This is a genomic window from Novosphingobium sp. (genome assembly GCF_027531025.1).
Taxonomy (GTDB): Bacteria; Pseudomonadota; Alphaproteobacteria; order Sphingomonadales; family Sphingomonadaceae; genus Novosphingobium.
In genome coordinates this window covers 105540-127694 of sequence record NZ_JAPZQX010000007.1, presented here as the reverse complement: position 1 = coordinate 127694, position 22155 = coordinate 105540, and the positions used below count along the sequence as shown (strand labels likewise).

The window sequence follows — 22155 nt, the reverse complement described above, 5'->3', positions numbered from 1 at the left end:
GCTTGCCGGTCACGCTCCGCTACTTGGCGAACAGCGCCCGGCGCGGGCCGAGATAGCCGAACAGGTAGGCCCCCACCTTGCGCATCTGGATTTCCTCAGCGCCCTCGGTGATCCGATAGCGGCGGTGATGGCGATAGATGTGCTCGAACGGCTTGTGCCGCGAATAGCCAATCCCGCCATGCACTTGCATGGCCCGGTCGGCTGCCTCGCAGACCAGCCGGTTGGCCCAGTAATTGCACATCGAGACCTTGTCGGAGATGGTCTTCTCGACCATCTCGTGCGGCATGTTGTCCATGTCCCAGGCGGTCTTGTAGATCAGCAGGCGCAACATCTCGCACTGGGTGGCCAGCTCCACCAGCGGAAACTGGATGCCCTGGTTGCGCGCCAGTTCCTCGCCAAAGGGCTTGCGCTCGCGCGCATACTTCACCGCTTCCTCGACACAATAGGTCGCCGCGCCCAGGGAGCTGGCGGCCTGGCGGATGCGGTTCTGGTGGACGAAGCTCTGCGCCAGCGCGAGCCCCAGCCCTTCCTGGCCCAGGATCGCGCTGTCGGGCACCCAGACGTTGTTGACGCTCAGCCGCGGGTGATCGGTCGGCATGTTGAAGGTCCAGAGGTACTCCTCGATCTCCAGCCCCGGCGTGGGATTGGGGACGAGGAAGCAGGTGATGCCGCGCGCGTCGCCATCCTTGCCCTCGGTCCGCGCGAACATGGCGCAATGGGTGGCCACATGCATGCCGGTGATCCACATCTTGCGCCCGTCGATCCGCCAGCCCGACACCCCGTCGCGGGTTTCGCGCACCGCCCGGGTTTCCATGTGAGTTGCGTCGGAGCCATGGTCGGGCTCGGTCAGGCCGAAGGCCACGCGGCGCTTGCCCTCGAACCCGCCGAGGATGAATTCCTGTTTCTGCTCTTCGGTGCCCCACTGTTCGAACATGGCGACGAAGGGAAAGTTGCCGACGATCGAATGCTCGTTCTGCAGATCGTTGTGCAGCCCCAGCCCCTGGCGGGCGAAGTGATCGCGGATCACCGCCATCCACAGGTTCGAGCCATCCTTGCCGCCATACTTCTTGGGCGCGGAAAAGCGCCAGTGCCCGGCCTTGTCGGCCCGGCGCCGGGCCTCACCCAGCAGCGCTTCCCATTCGTGGCGCGGCAGGCCGCCGTTCTCGAAATCGGTCCGCGCCCATTCGCGGCGGTGATCGAAGAAGCGGATGTTGTCATCCTGCTGCTCGAGCGGCTTGATTTCGGCCGCGATGAAGGCGTCCAGCTCGGCAAGGTAAGCGACAAGGTCGGCGGGGAGCGCAAAATCCATCAGGTCTCTCCTTGATTCCATTGCGCCCGGGCCAGCGCCAGGGCGGGGTATTTCGGCATGTCGGCAGATAGCTTGTCGAGCGCCATGCGGCGCAACCGGGCGAGCAGGCCCGGGGTGGCAAGATCGGCCTGCCCGGCCAGCAGTTCGGCGGCCAGGGCGGCATCGTGGGCTTGCGGGCGTTGGTCGAATTCGCGGGCAACGATACCCAGGGCATTGCGCGCTACCGCCAGGTCAAACTTCGCGCGCCCGCTGACCAGCGGCTTGATCTCGGTATTGAGCCATTCGGACACGGCAGTCAGGATCTCCGCGCCGCTTGGCTCGCCTGGGCCGGGTTCGGCTACCGGTACGGGTGGCGGAAGAGGGCGGCTGCGTTCCGCCTGGGGCGCATCGCCTTCGAGCAGCAGCAAGAGGTCGAGCTCCTGCTCGGCGCAGCGGCGGGCCACGACCACGCGCTCGACCGAACGGTCATGCCCGGCGCGCCAGAAGCCGCCCATCTGCAGGCACCCAAGCGCCCACCAGAAGGTGCGGTAAACCAGCCAGAACCGGAACCGCGCGGGATCAAAGGCATCCCCACCGGCCGCTTCATAGGCGCTGGCGAGGTCCGCCACCGAGCCGAGGCCATAGGCCGGGCGATCGGGCCGGGAAAACCGCCAGACAGTCATGCAGCCATAGGCCAGGTCCTCGTGCGGGTCGCCCAGGTGCGCCAGCTCCCAGTCGAGCACCCCGGTCAGGTGACTGCCCTCGATCAGCAGATTGCCGAGACGGAAATCGCCATGAACCAGGCGCGGGGCGACCGGGGCAGGCAGGTTGGCCTCCAGCCAACGACAGGCCAGCGCCAGAATCGGGCGATCCCCGCCATAGGCCAGGAACCGAGCCTTGAGTTCGGCGAGGGCCGCTGCCGTATCCATCACCGGCACCGGGACACTGGCCGGGTCGGTCCGGTGCACCGCAGCCAGTTCACGCGCGATTTCAGGCAGCAGGGTGGCGGGATCGGCTTCGGCCAGGATCTGGGCGGGGTTGGGGGCGCCTGGCAGGGCGCGCATCACGAAGCCGCTGCCGATGCCATCGTCCGGCCCTAGTTCGACCAGCACCTCGGGCGCGGTCACCCCGGCGGCGCGGGCGGCGCGGATCAGCGCGGCTTCGGCGGCATGATCGAGCGGACGGCCGGCCATCATCTCCAGCGAAGGCGCACGGCGCAAGACGCAGGCATCGTTCCCGGCGACAAAGCGCCAGCTTTCCATGTTGGCCCCGCCCGACAGCCGTTCCAGCCCGGTCGCCGCGGGCAGACCGATCCGCGCCAGTGCGCGCGCCAGCCCCGCTGCCAGTTCCTCCTGCCCCGTTATCGTTGTCATGACCCGCAAGGTGCCGAGGGCCGGGGCGCATTGCAAGGGCAATTTAATCGATCGCTTAAACCAGCCAGCGATCGGGTGGGGCAACTATCCGGCGGGCAAAAGAAAAGGGCGCGAAGGTTACCCCTCGCGCCCCAATCTTGTGCCGTGCGGCGAAGATTACATCTTCTTGGCAGCGTCCGAAGCAGCAGCAGCAGCGTCGGTGGCAGCAGCCGAAGCGCCGGCAGCGGCGTCGGTGGCGGCAGCAGCAGCGTCGGTGGCGGCAGCAGCAGCTTCGGTGGCAGCTTCGGTGGCGGCGGCAGCAGCGTCGGTGGCGGCAGCAGCGGCTTCGTCAGCGGGCTTTTCCGACGAGCAAGCGGCGAGAGCGAGAGCGGCGCCGGCGGCGAGAATGATCTTGCGCATGAATGGTATTCCTTGAACAGCGAGTGGACCACGCGCGGTATCCGAGCAGAGGCGCGGACAGCCGAACGGAAAGCCTACTGTATCGGTAGACTTCGCGGGGACAATTAGTGCGCTTCGCAAAGCGATGCAAGAGGTTGTCGCACGGTTTCCCGAAGGCCGTGCAATTCCTGCGATTTCCGGCGCTAGCAGGCAATTGTGGCAGCGCCATGACCAGTCTGGCCCACCCCGGAAAACACGCCGATTCGCGCCCTTACGCACCGCGCGCCAGCCTGCTAGCGTGGCCTGATGGAGCCCAAGCAGCATCTCTACCTGGTCGATGGTTCGGCCTATATCTTCCGCGCTTATCACCGCCTGCCGCCGCTGACCAACCCGGCCGGCGTGCCAGTGGGGGCGGTTTATGGCTATACTACGATGCTGTGGCGGCTGGCCGAGGACCTGAACAAGGCCGATGGCCCGACCCACATGGCGGTGATCCTTGATGCCTCGGGCAAGTCGTTCCGCAACGACATCTATCCCGAATACAAGGCCAACCGCCCGCCCCCGCCCGAAGACCTGAAACCCCAGTTCCCGCTGGTGCGCGATGCCACCCGCGCCTTCAGCCTGCCCTGCATCGAGGAACAGGGGCTGGAAGCCGACGACCTGATCGCTTCTTATGCGCGCGCCGCCTGCGAGCGCGGCTGGGACGTGACGATCGTCTCGTCGGACAAGGACCTGATGCAGCTGGTCGGCCCCCATGCCGGGGGCGAGATCGACATGCTCGACACCATGAAGAACATCCGGATCGAAACCCCGGAAGTGGTCGAGAAGTTCGGCGTGCCGCCGACGCTCGTCGGCGATGTCCTGGCGCTGATGGGCGATTCGGTTGACAATGTTCCGGGCATCCGCGGGATCGGGCCGAAGACCGCGACCAAGCTGATTCAGGAACACGGCGGGCTGGAGGCGGCTCTCGCCGCCGCCCCCGAAATGAAGCCCGGCAAGCTGCGCGAAAGCCTGATCGAACAGGCCGAGATGGCCCGCCTGTCGCGCGTGCTGGTGGCGCTGAAGGAAGATTGCGCCCTGCCCGTGGCGCTCGATGACCTGAAGCTGGGCGCGATCCCGCCCGCCCCGCTCACCGCCTTTTTGCAGGAACACGGCTTTACCAGCCTGCTGAAGCGGCTGGACGGCGGGCGCGGCAGCCCGGAACGGGCGACCCAGCTCAATCCGGCCAAGGCCGTCACCGCCGCCGCGAGCGGGACCGAGCAGGGCAACCGCCAGAGCGCGCCGGAATGGCCGGCGATCGACCGCAGTGCCTACCCCTGCATCCAGACGCTCGACGCGCTCGACGCCTTCATCGCCCGCGCCTTTGCCGCACGGGTGGTGGCCTTCGATACCGAAACCAGCGCGCTCGATGCCATGCGGGCGGACCTGGTCGGGGTCAGCCTGGCGCTGGGGCCGGGCGATGCCTGCTATATTCCCCTGGGGCATGGCGGGACCGACATGTTCGCCGAAAAGCCGCAACAGGTGGACCGCGCGGCGGCGCTGGCCCGCCTCAAGCCATTGCTGGAAAGCGATGCCGTGCTGAAAGTGGGGCAGAACGCCAAGTACGATCTCAACGTGCTGGCGCGATATGGCATCGCGGTCGGCCCGCTCGACGACACGATGGTGATGAGCTTCGATCTCGACGCCGGGCGCAGCGAGGATGGGATCGGTGGGGGCCACGGGATGGACGAGCTGGCCACCCGCCACCTCGGCCACACCACCCTGGCCTTCAAGGACCTGTGCGGCACCGGCAAGAAGGCGATCTCCTTCGCCGAAGTGCCGCTGGACCGCGCCACCGAATATGCCGCCGAGGACGCCGAAGTGACCTGGCGGCTTCACGCCCTGCTGAAACCGCGCCTGTCCGCCGAAGCGGCGACCACGGTCTATGAGCGGGTCGACCGGCCGCTGGTGCCGGTGGTGGCGCAGATGGAGCGCCACGGGATCAAGGTCGATCGCGAGCGGCTGGCCGGGCTTTCGGCAACCTTTGCCGAAGCCATTGCCGCGCTGGAAACCGAGATCCACGAAATTGCCGGCCAGCCCTTCACCATCGGCAGCCCCAAGCAGCTTGGCGAGATCCTGTTCGACAAGCTGGGCTACAAGGGCGGGAAGAAGGGCAAGACCGGCCAGTATTCAACCGACCAGGGCGTGCTCGAACGCCTGTCGGGCGAAGGCGCCACCATTGCCGACAAGGTGCTGGAATGGCGCCAGCTGTCCAAGCTGCGCAGCACCTATACCGAGGCGCTGCAGGCCGCGATCAATCCCGATACCGGCCGGGTCCATACCAGCTACAGCCTGGTTGGCGCGCAGACCGGGCGGCTGTCCTCGACCGAGCCGAACCTGCAGAACATCCCGATCCGCACCGAGCTGGGCCGCCAGATCCGCGACGCCTTCGTCGCTGAGCCGGGTAACGTGCTGCTCGCGGCCGACTATAGCCAGATCGAGCTGCGCCTCGCCGCGCACATGGCCGACGTGCCGGAACTGAAGGACGCCTTTGCCAAGGGCGAGGACATCCACGCCCGCACCGCGCTGGAAATGTTCGGCGAGGTCAACCGGGATACCCGCGGTCGGGCCAAGACGATCAACTTCGCTATCCTCTATGGCATTTCCCGCTGGGGGCTGGCCGGGCGACTGGGCGTTTCATCGGACGAGGCCCAGGCAATGATCGACCGCTATTTCGAACGCTTCCCCGGCATCCGCGGCTATATCCACGCCACGCTCGAGAGCGTGCGCGAGAAGGGCTATTCCGAAACCCTGTTTGGCCGGAAATGCTGGTTCCCCCGGATCGGCTCAAGCAACCCCAACGAGCGCGCCGGTTCGGAGCGGGCGGCAATCAACGCCCCGATCCAGGGCACCAGCGCCGATATCATCAAACGCGCCATGGCCCGGATGATGCCCGCGCTGGCCGCTGCCGGGCTGGGTCATGTGAAGATGCTGCTCCAGGTCCACGACGAACTGGTGTTCGAACTGCCCGAAGCCGATGTTGCCGCCGCCAGCGAAGTGATCCGCGCGGTAATGGCCGGAGCAGCCGAACCGGCGGTGAAGCTGTCGGTCCCGCTGGGGGTCGAAATCGGCACCGGGCCAAGCTGGGGAGCCGCCCATTGAGAACCGCCACCATCCCTTCCGCCGGGCAGGTCTGGCAATGGACCGAGGCGATGAGCCTCGCCGCGATCCATGCCGCGATTTCCGTGGGAATTGCGCTGACCGTCCATTTCATCCTGTTCGCCGTGCTTGACCGGGCAGCCCGCCTGTCGGCCTCTACGGCGGACGAGGTGATATTCGGCCGCCTGCGCCAGCCGCTGCGGTTTGGGCTGATCGCCGTGGCCCTGGCACTCACAGCCGAAGCCAGTCCGCTGGTCGCCAAGGTTTGGGAACTGCTGGCCCGCTTCCTGGTGCCCGCGCTGCTGGGCTGGACCGGCTACGCTCTGGTCAAGGGCTTTGCCTCGGTGATGGACAGCCATGCCCAGGCAGGCGACGACGTCCACGCCGTGCGCAGCCGCCGCACCCGGATCGCAATCTTTTCGCGCACCCTGGGCTTCCTGATCGTGTTCTTTACCGTGGCGCTGATGCTGCTGGGCATTCCGGGCGTGCGCAATGTCGGCGTCACGCTGGTCGCCTCGGCCGGTTTTGCCACCCTGGCGGTCGGCGCTGCGGCCCAGCCGGCGCTCAAGTCGCTGATCGCAGGCCTGCAGATCGCCCTGACCGAGCCGATCCGGCTGGGCGATTTCGTGCTGATCGACGGGGAAAGCGGCCGGGTCGAGGATATCCGCCTGTCCTACGTGGTGATCCGCACTGCCGACGAGCGGCGAATCATCGTGCCCACAGCCAAGTTCCTGGACGGAACCTTCCAGAACTGGAGCCGGGTCGGCGGCGGGATCACCGGGTCGGTGGTGTTGCCAATCCGGCCCGGCGAGCCGATCGAACCGATCCGGGCGGCCTACCTCGCCGCACTGGAAGCGCACGAGGACTGGGACCGGCGGACCGGTTCGCTAGACGTGTCCGAAGTGCGGCCCGGCTCGGTCGACCTCAAACTGGTGATGAGCGCGCGCGGGCCGACCGAACTCAATCGGCTACGCCCGGCGATGCGCGAAGCCATGCTGGCGTGGCTGGCCGCCAACGAGCCCGCCGCCCTCGTTACCGAGAGTTGACCCGCGCCCGAGCAATTTGCCGTCGGCCTAACCGTGCTTCTTTTCGCGCGTTGAAGAGACCATGCCGGGAGCCAGGAAGCCGATCTGGCTGGATGAGACCTCGGCCGCGCGCTTCTTCAGCTCGCCCTTCATCTTGAGGTATTCGGCCTCCATCTCGGCGGAAACGGTAGCGCGGGATTCAGCCAGCGCCACTTTGAAATCGGCGCCCGTCACCTGCGCGGCTTCGGCCCCGGCCCGGCGGATCGCGGCAAGGCCGGCGCGGCGGACCACGTCCTCAAGATCGGCCCCGGTGAAGCGTTCCGCCTCGCGGGCGATCACGGCCAGGTCCACATCCTTGGCCAGCGGCATCTTCGCGGTGTGGATCTTCAGGATATGCTCGCGCCCCTTCGCATCGGGCGTGCCGACATAGACCAGTTCGTCCAGTCGGCCGGGGCGGAGCAAGGCCGGATCGACCAGTCCGGGCCGGTTGGTGGCGCCGATCAGCACGACCGAGGCCAGTTCCTCCATCCCGTCCATTTCGGCCAGCATGGTGTTGACCACGCGCGCCGTCACCTGCGGCTCGTTGCCGCTGGTGCCGCGCGCGGGGACCAGGCTGTCGATCTCGTCGATGAAGATCACGCAGGGCGCGACCTGCCGGGCGCGGGCGAACAGGCGCGACAATTGCTGTTCGCTTTCGCCGTACCACTTGCTGAGCAGGTCCGAGCTCTTCACCGAGATGAAATTGGCCTCGCTCTCCTTGGCGACGGCCTTGGCCAGCAGGGTCTTGCCGGTGCCGGGCGGGCCATAGAGCAGGAAGCCCTTGGCCGGGCGAATGCCCAGCCGGCGGAAGGCTTCGGGATGCTTCAGCGGCAGTTCGATCCCTTCCTTGAGCTTGGCCTGCGCCTCGTCGGCGCCGCCGATATCGGCCCAGCCGATATTGGGCACCTGCACCATGACCTCGCGCATGGCCGAAGGCTGGATGCGCTTCAGCGCCGCGAGGAAATCCTCTCGCGTGACGACCAGCGTTTCCAGCACCTGCGGCGGGATGGTCTGCGCTTCCAGATCGAGCTGCGGCATGATCCGCCGCACCGCCTCGATCGCCGCCTCGCGCGCCAGGGCAGCGATATCGGCACCGACGAAGCCATGCGTGGTGCGCGCCAGCTCGTCCAGATCGACCCCTTCGCCCAACGGCATGCCACGGGTGTGGATCCCCAGCACTTCGCGGCGGCCGCCCTCGTCGGGCACGCCGATCACGATCTCGCGGTCGAACCGGCCGGGACGGCGCAGCGCCTCGTCCAGCGCATCCGGTCGGTTGGTGGCGGCGATCACGACGATGTGCGAGCGGGCGTGGAGCCCGTCCATCAGCGTCAGCAGCTGGGCGACCAGCCGCTTTTCCGCCTCGCCCTGGACATCGGAGCGCTTCGGCGCAATCGAATCGATCTCGTCGATGAAGACGATCGAGGGGGCGTTCTTGGCCGCTTCCTCGAACACCTCGCGCAGGCGGCGCTCGCTTTCGCCATAGGCGCTGCCCATGATCTCGGGCCCGTTGATGGTGAAGAAGCTGGCTTCGCTTTCGTTGGCAACCGCCTGGGCCAGCCGGGTCTTGCCGGTACCCGGCGGGCCATGCAGCAGCACACCCTTGGGCGGATCGACGCCGAGCCGCGTGAACAGCTCGGGATAGCGCAGCGGCAGTTCGACCATTTCGCGCAGCTGGCGGATCGTGTCGCCCATCCCGCCAACGTCGTCATAGTTCACATCGCCACGCGAACCGCGGGCTTCCTCGAACTCCTCGCGCAGTTCGACCTCGGTATTCTCGTCGATGTGGACCAGCCCCTTGGGGACCGTCGACACCACGGTGAGGCGGATCTGGGTTAGCGCGAAGGCCGGGGCATTGAGCATCCGCGCCACTTCTGGGGGCATGTCGCGCACCGGGGTCTGGCCGGTGGTGGCGACCAGATCGCCCGCCATCAGCGGGCGACCAAAGAAATTGCGCTTCAGCGCCTGGCCCGGCCCCTGCAGCCGCATGTCCTTTTGCGCAGGAGCAAAGACCACGCGGCTGGCGGGTCGGCTTTCCGCCTTGCTGACCTGCACGTGATCGCCCGAGCCGACCCCGGCATTGGCGCGCTGCAGGCCATCGAGCCGGATCACTTCCAGCCCCTCGTCCTCGGCATAGGCCAGCACCGCGCGGGCAGCGGTGGCGCGCTTGCCTTGAATCGCGATCACATCGCCTTCGGTAATGCCCAGCGTGCCCATCGCGCTTTTCGGCAGGCGGGCGATGCCCTGCCCGCTTTCTTCCTGGCGCGCGGCGGCGACCTGCAGGCGCACGGCCTTGTCAGCTGCGTTGGTTTCGGTGTCAGCCATGGGTCCCATCCTGCCGCGCCCCGGAACGGAACGCCTGAGGCAAAGCTAGGAACTGGCCGGGCGATTGCAACGGGGCGGGCATCAGGTGTCGGAGCCGCGCCTTTCTCCGGCGCTGGACAAAAAAAGGCCCGGGCGTTGCCGACCGGGCCTTGGAAGTTTTGGGAGAGGATGCCTGAAAGGCAGGCTCTAAATGGTGCAGTGCCGCATTTTGTGCAAGTGCGAAAAGCTCAAAGTCAGTTGCGTAATTTGCAATCATTGTTCAACCGCGAGCAAGGTGTTTGAAATCAGGTCGGTCTTTACCGCGGATTTCCGGGGTTTGCCGGGCACAAGCCAGCCGCCACCAAGCATCGATGCTGCACCGCAGCACGGACTAAAGGCTAGGTAGTGACAGCGTTCAATTCGCCAGGAACAGCGGCGGGGCGGTCAGTTCATCAAGGAAGAACCGCGTCACCCCGCCAAACAGGAACTCACGCAGGCGGCTGTGGCCATAGGCTCCCATGACCAGCAGGTTCCCCTGCACCCGAGCAACTTCGGCCGCGAGGGTCTCCTCGACCGACTTGCCGCACGGCAGCTCGGTCAATTCCGCCTTGATATCGTGGCGGGCCAGGTAGCGGAGCGGATCGGTTGCCGGGAATTCGGCGCTGCCTTCGACCAGGACTGTCAGCACCCGGACGCTGCCCGCCGCCGCCAGCAACGGCACGGCGGCCTTGAGCGCACGCGCCGCCTGGCTGCTGCCGTCCCAAGCCACACAGGCGGTGCCGACCGGCAGCCGCAGCGGGGTATCGTCGGGCAGAGCCAGCACGGGGCAGGTCGCCACCAGGGCCAGATCGCCGGGATTGCCGGTGCTGCGCGAGACGACCACCAGGTCGGCGAGGTCCGCACTGCGCCCCAGCGCATCCATCAGCGGCATTTCCACCTTGGCGACATCGAACGGCACATCGTCGTTGCCGAGTCGCTCGGCCAGGGCCTTGGCCAGGGCATCGTCCTGCTTGATCGCCATTTCCAGCGCATCGCGCGCCAGCAGGGCGCCGCCATAGGGGTCGACCGTAACATATTGATCGATCGGAGTATCGACCAGCACGGTCAGGTGCCCGCCGTGCACCCGCGCCAGGTCCATCGCCGTATCCAGCCGGACCCCCATCTGCGGGTCGTGCCCGCCCTGTACGAGGATTGAACGCATCGCCTGCCTCCTTTCGACCAGAGCCTTCTAGACCCGCCAACCGACCGATTCCATGATCGCGATCAATTCGCGATGCTTGCACGGCCCGGCGGCTTGGGCCACTGACGGCGCGACAACCAGACAGGAATTTGCGCCATGGCGGGCAGTTACGAGGCCGTGATCTTTGACTTTGGCGGCGTGATCACCGCCTCCCCCTTCGAAGCCTTCAATCGGCTGGAGGAGGAACGCGGCCTGCCCCGCGATTTCGTGCGCCGGGTCAATGCCACCAATCCCGACAGCAATGCCTGGGCCCTGTTCGAGCGAGCCGAGATCGATGCCGCCACATTCGATCGCCTGTTCGCGGCCGAGGCGGCGGCGGTTGGCCACGAGCTGGACGGCGCCTCGGTGCTGGCGGTCCTGTCCGGATCGATCCGTCCGGCCATGGTCACCGCGCTCGATCGGCTGAAGGACGAAGGCTATCGCCTGGCCTGTATTACCAATAACGTACCGGCCGGGCACGGCGCCGGCATGGCCCGCAGCGGCGACAAGCGCGATGCCTATGAACAGGTCTTTGCCCGGTTCGAGCACGTGATCGAAAGCAGCAAGGCCGGAGTGCGCAAGCCCGATCCACGCATCTACCTGATGATGTGCGAGCACCTGGGGCTGGAACCGGGTTCCTGCGTCTACCTCGATGACCTGGGGATCAACTGCAAGCCCGCCGCCCAGCTGGGCATGGCCGCGATCAAGGTGACCAGCGGGGAACAGGCGCTGGCCGAGCTGGGCGAACTGCTAGGCATGACGCTGATTGACTGATCGGGATCGCCTGATGGGCGCCGCCTAACTGGTGCATTTCGCGCAAGTGCATCAGCGCGCGTTGCAATTGCCTTCACCGCCCGAATTCCCTAGCGGAAACCGGCTATCCCAGTCACGGAGCGGGAATGAAAAAGCTTTATCCAGATGCGGCAGCTGCGCTTGACGGTCTGCTGCGCGACGACCTGCACATCGCCTGCGGCGGCTTTGGCCTGTGCGGCATTCCCGAACGCCTGCTCGATGCGGTGCGCGACAGCGGGGTGACGGGCCTGACGTTCTATTCGAACAACGCGGGGATCGACAACGAGGGCATCGGCAAGCTGCTGCGCACGCGGCAGGTGAAGAAGATGGTCTCGAGCTACGTGGGCGAGAACAAGGAGTTCGAGCGCCAGTACCTCTCGGGCGAGCTGGAAGTGGAATTCTGCCCGCAAGGGACGCTGGCCGAGCGGATGCGCGCCGGCGGCGCGGGGATCCCCGGCTTCTATACCAGGACCGGGGTCGGCACGCTGGTGGCCGAGGGCAAGGAAAGCAAGGTCTTCGACGGGGAAGAGTATATCCTCGAACGCGGGATCTTTGCCGACCTGGCGCTGGTCAAGGCCTGGAAGGCCGACGCCACTGGTAATGTCGTGTTCCGCAAGACCGCGCGCAATTTCAACGTGCCCGCCGCGACCTGCGGCAAGGTCTGCGTGGTCGAGGTCGAGGAACTGGTCGAACCGGGCCAGCTCGATCCCGACGCGATCCACCTGCCGGGCGTCTATGTCCAGCGGCTGATCGTGGGCAGCCCCTATGACAAGAAGATCGAATTCCGAACCGTGAGGGAGGCCGCCTGATGACGCAGGAAACCAAGGGCTGGACCCGCGACCAGATGGCCGCCCGCGCCGCGCAGGAATTGCGCGATGGCTTTTATGTGAACCTGGGGATCGGTATTCCGACGTTGGTGGCCAACCACGTGCCCGCCGGGATCACCGTGACGCTGCAATCGGAGAACGGAATGCTGGGCATCGGCCCCTTCCCGACCGAGGCCGAGGTCGACGCCGACCTGATCAATGCTGGCAAGCAGACGATCAGCGAACTGCCCCATTCGGCCTATTTCGACAGTGCCCAGTCCTTCGCGATGATCCGCGGCGGCAAGATCGACCTGACCGTGCTTGGCGCGATGGAAGTGGCCGAAAACGGCGACATCGCCAACTGGATGGTGCCCGGCAAGATGATCAAGGGCATGGGCGGGGCGATGGACCTGGTCGCCGGGGTCAAGAAGATCATCGTGGTGATGGAGCACTGCGCCAAGGACGGCAGCCCCAAGTTCATCCCGGCCTGCACCCTGCCGCTGACGGGGCGCAACGTGGTCGACATGGTGATCACCGACCTCGCCGTGTTCCAGCGTCCCGATCACGCCAGCCCGTTCCGGCTGATCGAACTGGCCCCTGGCGTGACGGCCGAGGAAGTGGCGGCAAAGACCACGGCGCACTACACGGCTTAATCATCCGGTTAAACGGGCTTGCAGGCTGCCAGCCTGCGCGCAATGATCGCTCCCGCCAAGGGAGAGAATCATGAACAATGCCGTTTGCCGGATGGTCGGGTGCGAGTTTCCGCTGTTTGCCTTCAGCCATTGCCGCGATGTGGTGGTGGCGGTCAGCAAGGCGGGCGGGTTCGGGGTGCTGGGCGCGACCCGCTTCACCCCCGAACAGCTGGAAGAGGAACTGGCCTGGATCGACGCGCATATCGATGGCGCGCCCTATGGCGTGGACGTGCTGGTACCCGAAGTGGTCGATCCGCGCGTGGCCGAATTCCACGACAATGCCGAGCGCGCCGCCGCGATTTCCGAGCAGCACCGCCAGTTCACTGCCCGGCTGCTCAATGAATACGGTGTCGACGTCTCGCCCGAGGAAGTGGTCCGCTATGAAGGTCGCGCCGGGATCACGCCGGAAAACGGCTATGCCCAGATGGAAGTCGCCTTCCGCCACCCGATCCGGCTGATCGCCAATGCGCTTGGCATCGCCCCGCCGAAAATGATCGAGGAGGGCAAGAAGCGCGGCGTACCCGTGGCGGCACTGGTCGGTGCCAAGGAGCACGCGCTGCGCCAGGCCGCTGCGGGCGTCGATATCATCGTCGCGCAAGGGACCGAAGCTGGCGGCCATTGTGGCGAGGTTTCGACCCTGGTGCTGATCCCCGAAGTGGTCCGTGCGCTGAAAGGCGCTGGTTACGACATCCCGGTGCTGGCCGCCGGCGGGATCATGACCGGGGCGCAGATGGCCGGGATGATGGCCGCCGGCGCGCAGGGCGCCTGGACCGGCTCGGTCTGGCTGGCGACGACCGAGGCTGAGACCAGCGAGGCCTTCCGCGAGAAGATGATCGCCGCGCGCAGCCGCGATACCGTGCGCAGCCGCAGCCGCACCGGCAAGCCCGCCCGCCAGCTCAAGACTGCATGGCACGAGGCCTGGGACAACCCGCAAGGCCCCGGCCCGCTGCCGATGCCGCTGATGGGCATGGTCTCCGAACCAGCCTTCCAGCGGATCGAGAAGTCGGTGGTCAACGGCAACGAAGCCGCGCGCGACCTCGTCAGCTACTTCGTCGGCCAGGGCGTGGGCCTGGTCGACCAGGTGCGCAGCGCCAGGGGCGTGGTCCAGGATTTCCGCGAGGAGTTCATCGAGGCCGTGGGCGAGCTTAACGGCATGCTGGGCTGAGTGGGCCTCCGGACTGCCTTCCGGACCCGCTACCTCGACGTCCTCGCGTCGATCTATCTCTATAACGAACACCGCGGCTATACCTCGCTCGACCGCGTTCTGGAGGCTGTGCGCGAGCGCTGTCCCGGCGATCATGCCTTCCAGGCCGAGATTGCCAAGCACCGCGCCGACGAGCGCAAGCATTACCTGATGTTCCGGCGCTGGTTCGAACGGGAGGGGCGGATGCCGCTCGTCGTGGACCGCGGCGTGGGCCACATCGACCGGTTCATCCAGTGGGTGTTCCACTGCACGATCGAGGAACTGGATACCCACCGGATCGTGACCGAACCCGACGAGTTCGAACGGCTCTGCCGGGTGATCATGCTGACCGAGCAGCGCGGTTACCGCCAGGTCGAGGTCATCCTCAAGAACCGGCTGATCATGTCCGACCCGGTGATGAGGAAGATCTTCGAGATCGTCCACCGCGACGAACCCGATCACTTCCTGCCCTATCAGCGCTGGCTGGAGGGGCAGGGTCGCGCCACCGCGCGATGGAACGAATGCGCGGCCGACTGGTGCATCCACAAGGTGCTGATGCTGGGCAAGCTGCCCGCGCTATTCCTCGATGCCGGGCGGGCGCGGATGGCGCGGTGGCCGGATGAGGCGGACGGCTTGCCGGAGGCCGTCGGGGCCGGGTAAGGTCTCAGGCATGACCTACACCCTGATCACCGCCAACCGGAACTATTCAAGCTGGTCACTGCGGCCCTGGCTGCTGATGAAGGCGCTCGGCATCCCCTTTGATGACCGGATCGAGCCGTTCACCAAGCCCGACAATTACCAGGACTTTCGCCAGTTCTCACCCACCGGGCAGGTGCCGGTGTTGATCGACGGCGAACGGAAAGTGCCGGATTCACTGGGCATTACCCTGTACCTGGCAGACCGGCACGCAGGGATATGGCCTACCGATCCCGAAGCGCGGATCTTTGCCATGGGTGCGGTCTGCGAAATGCATGGCGGCTTTGGCCACCTGCGCAACGACTGCACGATGAACGTGGGCGTGCGCGTCACCCCCAAGCCGATGAGCGAAGGCCTCAAGCGCAATGTCACCCGCGTGCGCGAGATCTTCGAGGAAGGCCTCGCGCAGTTCGGCGGGCCGTGGCTGGCCGGGCCGGAATTCTCCGCCGTGGACGCCTTCTACGCACCCGTGGCTTTTCGCATCCGCACCTACGGGCTGGATGTCGGAAGGGGTCAGGCCTGGGTAGAGCAGGTCCTCGCCCACCCGGCCATGGTGGATTGGGAAGCCCAGGCCCTGGCCGAAACCTGGCGCGAGGACGCGCACGAGGCGGAACTGGCCACCGCCGGGGTGATCACGGCCGACTATCGCCAGGGCTGAACCGGGCAAGAAATTCCTGCAACGCGGAATAGTGGGACAGGCCGGGCAGTAGTTCCAGCCGCGCCCCGGCCGGCAGCCGGGATGCCAAGGCGCGAGACATCTGCGGTGGCACCCAGTTGTCCTGATCACCCTGCCAGATATTCACGGGATGGCTGACCGCGTCCAGCACACTTTCCCAATCGCTGACATAGTTGGCAATCTCGGCCCGATAGGCGCTCGCGCCGGTCGCGAAGGTCTGGCGCAGGATTGCGGCGAGCAGCGCCCGGAATGCGGGCTCGCGGGCGAGGCCGGCATCCCCGCCGCGCACATCGGCCAGCAAGGCCTTGACCAGCAGCGCCGGGGCAATCCGGGAAGCCAGCGCCTGCACACCGCAAACCAGGGCGAAGAGCCGGGGACGATCACGGGCCATGCCGAACAACGCGCCGCCAGCCATGTCCGGCAGGAAGCTCCCCAGCGACAGCGGGGCAGCCGGGGCGATCAGGTCAATCCGGGCAACCTGTTGGCCCAGTTGCGGCGCAAGCCGCAAGGCGACCGCGCCGCCCAGCGAGAAGCCGACCAGGTCAATCGGACTGTCGCCAGCCCAGGCCGTGATCTGCCGGGCCAAGGCCGACACGCCCTCCGCCAATCCATTGCGATCAGGGGCAAGAACCAGCGCGGGATCGGTCCACACGCTGCCCGGCCCTGCCAGCGACAATTCCGCCGACGAGCCGGGTAGCCCGTGGAGATAGACGGTGCGGCGGGTCATCACCCGCTCCCCGCAGCCTCCTCAGCCCAGCGCGGCCTTCAGGTCATCGACCAGGTCGAGCCGTTCCCACGGGAACAGGTCGCCCTCGGCCTTGCGGCCAAAGTGACCATAGGCCGCGGTCGGCTTGTAGATCGGCTTGTTGAGGCCGAGGTGCGTGCGGATGCTGCGCGGGGTCAGCCCGCCGAGGACCGGCAGACCGAGGATCGCGGCCTCGATCTGGTCGTCGCCGACCGTGCCGGTCTCGTGCGTGTCGACATAGAGCGACAGCGGCTTTGACACGCCGATCGCATAGGCCAGCTGGATCGTGCAGCGCGTGGCAAGGCCCGCGGCGACGACGTTCTTGGCGAGGTAGCGGCTGATATAGGCGGCCGAGCGATCGACCTTGGTCGGATCCTTGCCGCTGAAGGCGCCGCCGCCGTGAGGTGCCGCGCCGCCATAGGTGTCGACAATGATCTTCCGCCCGGTCAGGCCGGCATCCCCATCGGGGCCACCGATCTCGAAGCTGCCGGTCGGATTGATGAAGTATTCGGTCTCGCGCAGCAGGACCGGCGGGATCACTTCGGCAATCACGCGCTTCACATAGGCGTGCAGTTCGGCTTCCTTTTCGCCCTCGTCATAGCCGGGGGCGTGCTGGGTGCTGACCACCACGGCGGTCGCGGCCACCGGCAGGCTGCCTTCATAACGCAGGGTCACCTGGCTCTTGGCGTCGGGCTCAAGGAAGGGGGCCGTGCCGGAGTGGCGGTCTTCGGCCATCTTTTCGAGGATCTTGTGGCTGTAATAGAGCGTCGCCGGCATCAGGTCGGGCGTTTCGTCGGTGGCGTAACCGAACATGATGCCCTGGTCGCCCGCGCCTTCGTCCTTGTTGGCATTGGCATCCACGCCCTGGGCGATATGAGCCGACTGGCCGTGCAGGCGGTTGATGAATTCGAACTGTTCCCAATGGAAGCCGGCCTGCGCGTAACCGATGTCCTTCACCGTCTGGCGGACAACGCGCTCGATCTCTTCCTTGGCGCCGGGGGCCCATTCGCCGTTTTCGTAGACGCCCTTGCAGCGGATTTCACCGGCCAGGACGACCAGCTGGGTGGTGCACAGCGTTTCGCAGGCGATGCGCGCTTCGGCATCCTTGGACAGGAACAGGTCAACGATCGAATCCGAGATCTGGTCCGCAACCTTGTCGGGATGGCCTTCGGAAACGCTTTCGGAAGTGAAGAGGTAGGTGCTGCGCATCGCGTCCTCGATATAAAGGATTCTTTATATGCCTCCTCTAACCCGCTCGGCGGCGGCTGGCAACCAGTGCCGCGACAAGAAGTGCTATTGCCCAGCCAAGTGGTAACAGGTTGCCAAGATTGGCAAACGGCGTCGGCGGCAGGGCCTGCGGCACCTGCCCGTCAAGCCGCCCGGCCTGGTGGCGCGGCACGTGGGCGCGAACCACGCCGCGCGCATCGATCACCGCGCTGATCCCGGTGGTGGTGGAGCGCAGGACCGGCAGGCCCTCCTCGATCGCGCGCAGCCGCGCCTGGGCCAGATGCTGCGGGGGACCCCAGGCGCCGAACCAGCCATCGTTGGACGGGTTGAACAGGTAATCGGGCCGGTCAGTGGAATCGACCACTTGGCCCGAGAAGATGATCTCGTAGCAGATCTGCACCCCGGCCTTGCCGAACTGGCCCAGGCCCAGCGAGCGCGGCCCCGGCCCCGGCCAGAAATCGATGCCGCCCGGCACCAACCGCTCCACCCCCAGCGGTTCCAGCAGCCAGCGCAGCGCCAGGTATTCGCCATAAGGCACTAGGTGCGCCTTGGCATAGCCGCCGCGAATGGTTGCACTGCCATCCAGTGCGGTGACCGCATTGCGCGCGCCGACCGCCCTGCCGTTGGCGATCTCAAGGTCAACCGTGCCGGTCAGCAGCATGGCTTCCGGCCCGATCGCGCGGGCAATCCGCTGGCGGGCGAGGACCGGGTCGGCGCCATAGGTGTCGAGGTAATAGCGCTCCGGATAGCCCTCGCGCAGGTAATCCGGCACGCCGGATTCAGGCCAGAGCACCAGCCGCTGGCCCTGCTGCAAAGCCGGGCGGGAGAGGGCGGCATAGCGCTGGAACTGCCATTCGAACCAGGCCGGGTCGTTCAGCACTTCCTGCCGGATATCGGGCTGGACCAGGGTATAGGCCTGCTGGCCAGGGCGGTCGGGCGGGCTGACCAGTTGCGGCAGCAGCAGGGCGGCGAGCGGAACGACGATCAGCAGCGCGCCCGCCCCGTCGCGCTTGCCGCGCGCTGCTGCCGCCCACCAGCAGGCGGCCAGCAGCACGATCAGGCCGGACAGCGCATAGGTCCCCAGCCAAGGGAGAAGCAGGGCGAGGCCCGGGCGCTCGAACGGCCCCAGCGCGGCCACGCCCAGCGGATTCCAGGCAAAGCCGGTGAAAACCCAGGCGCGCAGCCATTCGCTGACGATCCAGCCGCCCGCGAAAGCCAGCGCCATGGCCAGCGCATTGCGCCGGGCCCACCAGCCGGCCAGCGCCGCGAGGGCCGGATAGACCGCGAGGTAGAGCGAGAGCAGCACCACCGCCACCCAGCCCAGCCAGGCCGGCATGTTGGCCTGATAGGTAAAGGCCGTGGCGATCCAGTTGTTGCCGATCGTGAAGTGGCCGACCCCGAAGCACCAGCCGATCAGCGCCGCCTGTTTCCAGTGCGGCGCGGCGCGGACCAGGGCGATCAGCCCGGCCAGCGCCAGCAGCGTCAGCGGCCAGAAGCCCAGCGGCGCAAAGCCAGTGGCTGCCAGCGCGCCGAGCGCCAATGCGGCCTTGCGCGGATGGCCGAATGCAAGGTCCAGCCAGCGGCGCAAGGGGCTGTCAGTTCACCGTTTCGAGCGTCTCGCCGGCATCGTCGCCGGCGCGCGGCTTGCGCGGACGGCCCCGGCGCGGCTTGGCCTCGCCATCGACCGAAGCTTCGGCAGCGGGCGCTTCATCGCGCGGTGCACCGATCGCGGGCGGCAGCAGGCTGGGATCGAGACCCGGGGCTGCGGCTTCCTCGCCCCGGTCCTCACGGCGTTCGCGGCTGTCGCGGCGCGGGCGCAGACCCCGGCTGCCGCGCTCTTCGCGGCCACCCCGGTCATCGCGCCCACCACGTTCGTCACGATTCCCGCGATCGCTGCGGACAAAGGGATTCTCGGGCGGTTCATAGGGGTTGCGGCGCGCTTCCTCGCCAGCATCATCCTCACCGCCGCGCGGTTCGTCATCGCGGTCGCGCTCTTCCCGGCGCGGACGATCCTCGCGCTCGCGGCGGGTATAAACCGGCTGGTCAAAGCTCGGGAAATCGTTGTTGTCGCCGAACTCGCCGGCATCATCGCCATCCTCGCGTTCATCCTCGCCGCCTTCCGGCCAGCGCTCATCACGTGGGCGGCGCTGCTCTTCCTGGCGCAGGCGCTGGTCAGCGATCACGCGGAAATAGTGGTCGGCGAACTGCAGGTAGTATTCCGACTGCACCCGGTCGCCGTTCATGTGCGCATCCTGCGCCAGCTTGCGATACTTCTCGAGCAGCTGGGGCGCATTGCCGCGCGCCCGGCTGTCGATCCGGTTGAGCTGCTGACCACCACCGCCGCCACCCTGGCGATTGCCGCGACCACGGCGACGGTTATTCCCACGATTGTTGTTCAAGGGTGTCCGTTCCCTGTACCAGCGGCTGCACCGGAATTCCGGCTGCGGGGCCGCGTGACCCTTAGCTCCCCGGCAGCACGCATCGCTCGCCGGGGGTCCGACATCTGCAGCCTGTGCTGGCCGGTCTGGCCAGTATCATCGCAAATGCTGGAGTGAGCCGGGGGGACGCAAACCTTGCGTGCCAGCCTCGACCTGCTCTGGCGCTTACGCGCTGGCATGCCCCTTGCCAAGCGCTTTCTTGAATTCCAGCACGCGCGGCCGCCCGCCGAGGTCTTTGTGCAACACCGCCACCAGTCCAGCCGCAGCGCCAATCGCGCTGACCGCCTCGGCCTGGGTGTGGCCGATCTCGACCAGCGCCACGCCGTCCTCGGCCAACAGTGCGGGCAGCTGCGGCACCAGCACACGGTAATCGTCCAGCCCCTCCGGCCCGGCAAACAGCGCGCTGGCTGGTTCGTGCGCCGCGACATCGGGCATCAGCGCCGCATCGGCTTCGACATAGGGCGGGTTGGCCAGGACGAGGTCGAAGGGTCCGCCCAGCCCGTCGGCCCAGCCCGCCCGGTGCCAGTCCGCCTCCACCATCCGCGCCCGCGCGGTCAGCCCCAGCCGCTCGGCATTGGCGCGGGCCATGGCAACGGCCCCACCCGAACGGTCGATCCCGACGCCGCTGGCCTGAGGCAGTTCGTTCAGCACCGCCAGCAGCAGCGCGCCCGAGCCAGTGCCGCAATCGAGCACCCGCCGCGCATCGGGCCGGGCCTCCAGCGCGGCTTCGACCAGCGTCTCGCTATCCCCGCGCGGGATCAGCACATCGGGCGAAACCATGAATGGCAGGCCAAAGAACTCCTGATGACCGCGAATATAGGCCACCGGCTCATGCGCGGCGCGGCGGGCGACCAGCGCGGCAAAGCCGGCCGGTTCCGGCTCGCGCATGTGGCGCAGGAACAGGTCCGACCGGCTGATCCCCAGCGCCTCGGCCATCAACAGCTCGGCATCGAGCCGCGCCGAGTCGGTCCGCGCGCCAAGCAGTTCGGTCGCCGCGCGGATCGCATCGGCAACGGTGCGGGTCGGGTCGGGCTTCACTCGCGCGCCATTATTCACCGAGGGCCGCAAGGCGCTTGGCCTGGTCCTCGGCGATCAGCGCGTCAACCAGTTCGCCCAGCCCCGGCCCTTCGAGAATCTCGGGCAGGCGGTGGAGGGTCAGGTTGATGCGGTGATCGGTCACGCGCCCCTGCGGGAAGTTGTAGGTGCGGATGCGTTCAGACCGGTCACCCGAGCCGACCATCGCCTTGCGCGCGGCGGCTTCTTCGCCCTGGGCGGCATCGCGCTGGGCCTCGAACAGGCGGGCGCGCAGCACCTGCATCGCCTTTTCCTTGTTCTTGTGCTGGCTGCGCCCATCCTGGCAGGTCACCACCGTGCCGGTCGGCAAGTGCGTGATCCGCACCGCCGAATCGGTGGTGTTGACGTGCTGCCCGCCTGCCCCGCTCGCGCGGTAGACATCAATCTTGAGGTCCTTGTCCTCGATCTGCACATCGACCTCATCGGGCTCGGGGAGCACGGCGACAGTCGCGGCAGAGGTGTGAATGCGCCCGCCGCTTTCGGTAACCGGCACGCGCTGCACCCGGTGGACGCCGCTTTCGAACTTCAGCCGGGCGAAGACCCCGTTCCCGGAGACCTGCGCCACCACTTCCTTGAAGCCCCCGACTTCAGATGCGCTCATGCTGACCGGCTCGATCCGCCAGCCCTGTTCGGCGGCGAAGCGTTCGTACATCCGGTAGAGGTCGCCCGCGAACAGCGCGGCCTCGTCGCCGCCGGTCCCGGCGCGGATTTCCAGCATGGCCGAGCGGCTGTCAGCCCGGTCGCGCGGCAGCATGGCCACGGCCAGGCGATGCTCGGCCTCGGGCAGTTCCACCTTCAGCCGGGCGATTTCCTCTTCGGCCAGCTCGCGCATTTCGGGATCGTCAAGCTGGGCGAGGCTGGCGAGTTCCCCACGCATCGCCATCACCTCGGCAGCGGTGCGGGCAACCGGCTCCAGCTCGGCAAAGTCGCGGCTGGCGGCAACGAAGTCCTTGCCCTCGAGCGTGCCCGAAGCCAGCCGCGCCTCGAGTTCGGCGAAGCGGGCAGCGATCTGGGCAAGGCGGGCGTCGGAAATGCTCACGGTCTTGATAAACTCATCTGGTCAGC

General features: G+C 67.1%; 19 protein-coding genes. 8 read left to right on the top strand and 11 right to left on the bottom strand.

Annotated elements, in window-relative coordinates; translation table 11 throughout:
• Positions 1 to 19: 19 nt before the first annotated feature.
• The 3 genes from O9281_RS11420 to O9281_RS11410 all read right to left on the bottom strand — a co-directional run bounded on the left by O9281_RS11420 (position 20) and on the right by O9281_RS11410 (position 3060).
• A complete protein-coding gene (locus tag O9281_RS11420; RefSeq protein WP_298185853.1) occupies positions 20 to 1309 on the bottom strand; it encodes an acyl-CoA dehydrogenase family protein in 1290 nt (429 codons plus the stop codon).
• Positions 1309 to 2661: a phosphotransferase gene (locus O9281_RS11415; RefSeq protein ID WP_298185850.1), complete on the bottom strand. Its 1353-nt coding sequence runs from the start codon at positions 2659 to 2661 to the stop codon at positions 1309 to 1311. The genes O9281_RS11420 and O9281_RS11415 overlap by 1 nt, the downstream gene beginning before the upstream one ends.
• Before the next feature lie 156 nt (positions 2662 to 2817).
• Positions 2818 to 3060 carry a lipoprotein gene (locus tag O9281_RS11410; RefSeq protein WP_298185848.1) on the bottom strand — a complete coding sequence of 81 codons (243 nt, stop codon included), beginning with the start codon at positions 3058 to 3060 and terminating at the stop codon, positions 2818 to 2820.
• A 285-nt stretch (positions 3061 to 3345) separates the two neighbouring features.
• On the opposite strand from O9281_RS11410, the gene polA reads away from it, so the two are divergent.
• Positions 3346 to 6180 (top strand): DNA polymerase I, encoded by a 2835-nt coding sequence (gene polA, locus O9281_RS11405; RefSeq protein WP_298185846.1) that lies wholly within the window; start codon positions 3346 to 3348, stop codon positions 6178 to 6180.
• The gene (locus O9281_RS11400; protein ID WP_298185844.1) at positions 6177 to 7223 is read left to right on the top strand and encodes a mechanosensitive ion channel domain-containing protein; all 1047 of its coding nucleotides are present in this window, start codon (positions 6177 to 6179) and stop codon (positions 7221 to 7223) included. The genes polA and O9281_RS11400 overlap by 4 nt, the downstream gene beginning before the upstream one ends.
• A gap of 27 nt (positions 7224 to 7250) precedes the next feature.
• Here the strand turns inward: O9281_RS11400 and O9281_RS11395 are convergent, their stop codons facing one another.
• Positions 7251 to 9563, bottom strand: coding sequence for a CDC48 family AAA ATPase (locus tag O9281_RS11395; RefSeq protein WP_298185841.1), 2313 nt, complete (start codon positions 9561 to 9563; stop codon positions 7251 to 7253).
• Positions 9564 to 9957: 394 nt separating this feature from the next.
• Positions 9958 to 10743 carry a universal stress protein gene (locus tag O9281_RS11390; protein ID WP_298185838.1) on the bottom strand — a complete coding sequence of 262 codons (786 nt, stop codon included), beginning with the start codon at positions 10741 to 10743 and terminating at the stop codon, positions 9958 to 9960.
• A gap of 135 nt (positions 10744 to 10878) precedes the next feature.
• On the opposite strand from O9281_RS11390, the gene O9281_RS11385 reads away from it, so the two are divergent.
• From O9281_RS11385 to O9281_RS11360, 6 genes are all read left to right on the top strand, one after another.
• Complete coding sequence (locus tag O9281_RS11385; RefSeq protein ID WP_298185833.1) at positions 10879 to 11535, top strand: HAD-IA family hydrolase; 657 nt, start codon at positions 10879 to 10881, stop codon at positions 11533 to 11535.
• A 125-nt stretch (positions 11536 to 11660) separates the two neighbouring features.
• Positions 11661 to 12362 carry a CoA transferase subunit A gene (locus O9281_RS11380; protein ID WP_298185831.1) on the top strand — a complete coding sequence of 234 codons (702 nt, stop codon included), beginning with the start codon at positions 11661 to 11663 and terminating at the stop codon, positions 12360 to 12362.
• Positions 12362 to 13012, top strand: a complete 651-nt coding sequence (locus O9281_RS11375) for a CoA transferase subunit B (RefSeq protein WP_298185829.1) — start codon at positions 12362 to 12364, stop codon at positions 13010 to 13012. Before O9281_RS11380 ends, O9281_RS11375 begins: the two co-directional genes overlap by 1 nt.
• Positions 13013 to 13082: 70 nt before the next feature.
• On the top strand, positions 13083 to 14216 hold the full coding sequence (locus O9281_RS11370) for a nitronate monooxygenase (RefSeq protein WP_298185827.1): 1134 nt from the start codon (positions 13083 to 13085) through the stop codon (positions 14214 to 14216).
• Positions 14217 to 14894, top strand: a complete 678-nt coding sequence (locus tag O9281_RS11365) for a ferritin-like domain-containing protein (RefSeq protein ID WP_298185824.1) — start codon at positions 14217 to 14219, stop codon at positions 14892 to 14894.
• 10 nt (positions 14895 to 14904) lie between these two features.
• Positions 14905 to 15588 carry a glutathione S-transferase family protein gene (locus tag O9281_RS11360; RefSeq protein WP_298185823.1) on the top strand — a complete coding sequence of 228 codons (684 nt, stop codon included), beginning with the start codon at positions 14905 to 14907 and terminating at the stop codon, positions 15586 to 15588.
• On the opposite strand, the gene O9281_RS11355 is transcribed toward O9281_RS11360, so the two are convergent.
• The 6 genes from O9281_RS11355 to prfA form a co-directional block, all read right to left on the bottom strand.
• Positions 15563 to 16333: an alpha/beta hydrolase gene (locus O9281_RS11355; RefSeq protein ID WP_298185820.1), complete on the bottom strand. Its 771-nt coding sequence runs from the start codon at positions 16331 to 16333 to the stop codon at positions 15563 to 15565. The two genes, O9281_RS11360 and O9281_RS11355, sit on opposite strands and share 26 nt — an antisense overlap.
• A gap of 21 nt (positions 16334 to 16354) precedes the next feature.
• Positions 16355 to 17560: a methionine adenosyltransferase gene (gene metK / locus O9281_RS11350; protein WP_298185818.1), complete on the bottom strand. Its 1206-nt coding sequence runs from the start codon at positions 17558 to 17560 to the stop codon at positions 16355 to 16357.
• 37 nt (positions 17561 to 17597) lie between these two features.
• Positions 17598 to 19166 (bottom strand): apolipoprotein N-acyltransferase, encoded by a 1569-nt coding sequence (gene lnt / locus O9281_RS11345; RefSeq protein WP_298185815.1) that lies wholly within the window; start codon positions 19164 to 19166, stop codon positions 17598 to 17600.
• Between the two features lie 7 nt (positions 19167 to 19173).
• Positions 19174 to 19977 carry a DUF4167 domain-containing protein gene (locus O9281_RS11340; protein WP_298185812.1) on the bottom strand — a complete coding sequence of 268 codons (804 nt, stop codon included), beginning with the start codon at positions 19975 to 19977 and terminating at the stop codon, positions 19174 to 19176.
• 204 nt (positions 19978 to 20181) lie between these two features.
• Positions 20182 to 21054, bottom strand: coding sequence for a peptide chain release factor N(5)-glutamine methyltransferase (gene prmC, locus O9281_RS11335; RefSeq protein WP_298185810.1), 873 nt, complete (start codon positions 21052 to 21054; stop codon positions 20182 to 20184).
• Between the two features lie 10 nt (positions 21055 to 21064).
• Complete coding sequence (gene prfA, locus O9281_RS11330; protein WP_298185808.1) at positions 21065 to 22129, bottom strand: peptide chain release factor 1; 1065 nt, start codon at positions 22127 to 22129, stop codon at positions 21065 to 21067.
• Positions 22130 to 22155 lie beyond the last annotated feature (26 nt).

Bases quoted from the DNA above. Each gene is read 5' to 3' on its own strand.
- O9281_RS11420 (WP_298185853.1), bottom strand. From the start codon at position 1,309: ATGGATTTTGCGCTCCCCGCCGACCTTGTCGCTTACCTTGCCGAGCTG.
- O9281_RS11360 (WP_298185823.1), top strand. From the start codon at position 14,905: ATGACCTACACCCTGATCACCGCCAACCGGAACTATTCAAGCTGGTCA.
- O9281_RS11390 (WP_298185838.1), bottom strand. From the start codon at position 10,743: ATGCGTTCAATCCTCGTACAGGGCGGGCACGACCCGCAGATGGGGGTC.
- O9281_RS11395 (WP_298185841.1), bottom strand. From the start codon at position 9,563: ATGGCTGACACCGAAACCAACGCAGCTGACAAGGCCGTGCGCCTGCAG.
- polA (WP_298185846.1), top strand. From the start codon at position 3,346: ATGGAGCCCAAGCAGCATCTCTACCTGGTCGATGGTTCGGCCTATATC.
- O9281_RS11385 (WP_298185833.1), top strand. From the start codon at position 10,879: ATGGCGGGCAGTTACGAGGCCGTGATCTTTGACTTTGGCGGCGTGATC.
- O9281_RS11375 (WP_298185829.1), top strand. From the start codon at position 12,362: ATGACGCAGGAAACCAAGGGCTGGACCCGCGACCAGATGGCCGCCCGC.
- O9281_RS11415 (WP_298185850.1), bottom strand. From the start codon at position 2,661: ATGACAACGATAACGGGGCAGGAGGAACTGGCAGCGGGGCTGGCGCGC.
- O9281_RS11370 (WP_298185827.1), top strand. From the start codon at position 13,083: ATGAACAATGCCGTTTGCCGGATGGTCGGGTGCGAGTTTCCGCTGTTT.
- O9281_RS11380 (WP_298185831.1), top strand. From the start codon at position 11,661: ATGAAAAAGCTTTATCCAGATGCGGCAGCTGCGCTTGACGGTCTGCTG.
- O9281_RS11355 (WP_298185820.1), bottom strand. From the start codon at position 16,333: ATGACCCGCCGCACCGTCTATCTCCACGGGCTACCCGGCTCGTCGGCG.
- O9281_RS11410 (WP_298185848.1), bottom strand. From the start codon at position 3,060: ATGCGCAAGATCATTCTCGCCGCCGGCGCCGCTCTCGCTCTCGCCGCT.
- metK (WP_298185818.1), bottom strand. From the start codon at position 17,560: ATGCGCAGCACCTACCTCTTCACTTCCGAAAGCGTTTCCGAAGGCCAT.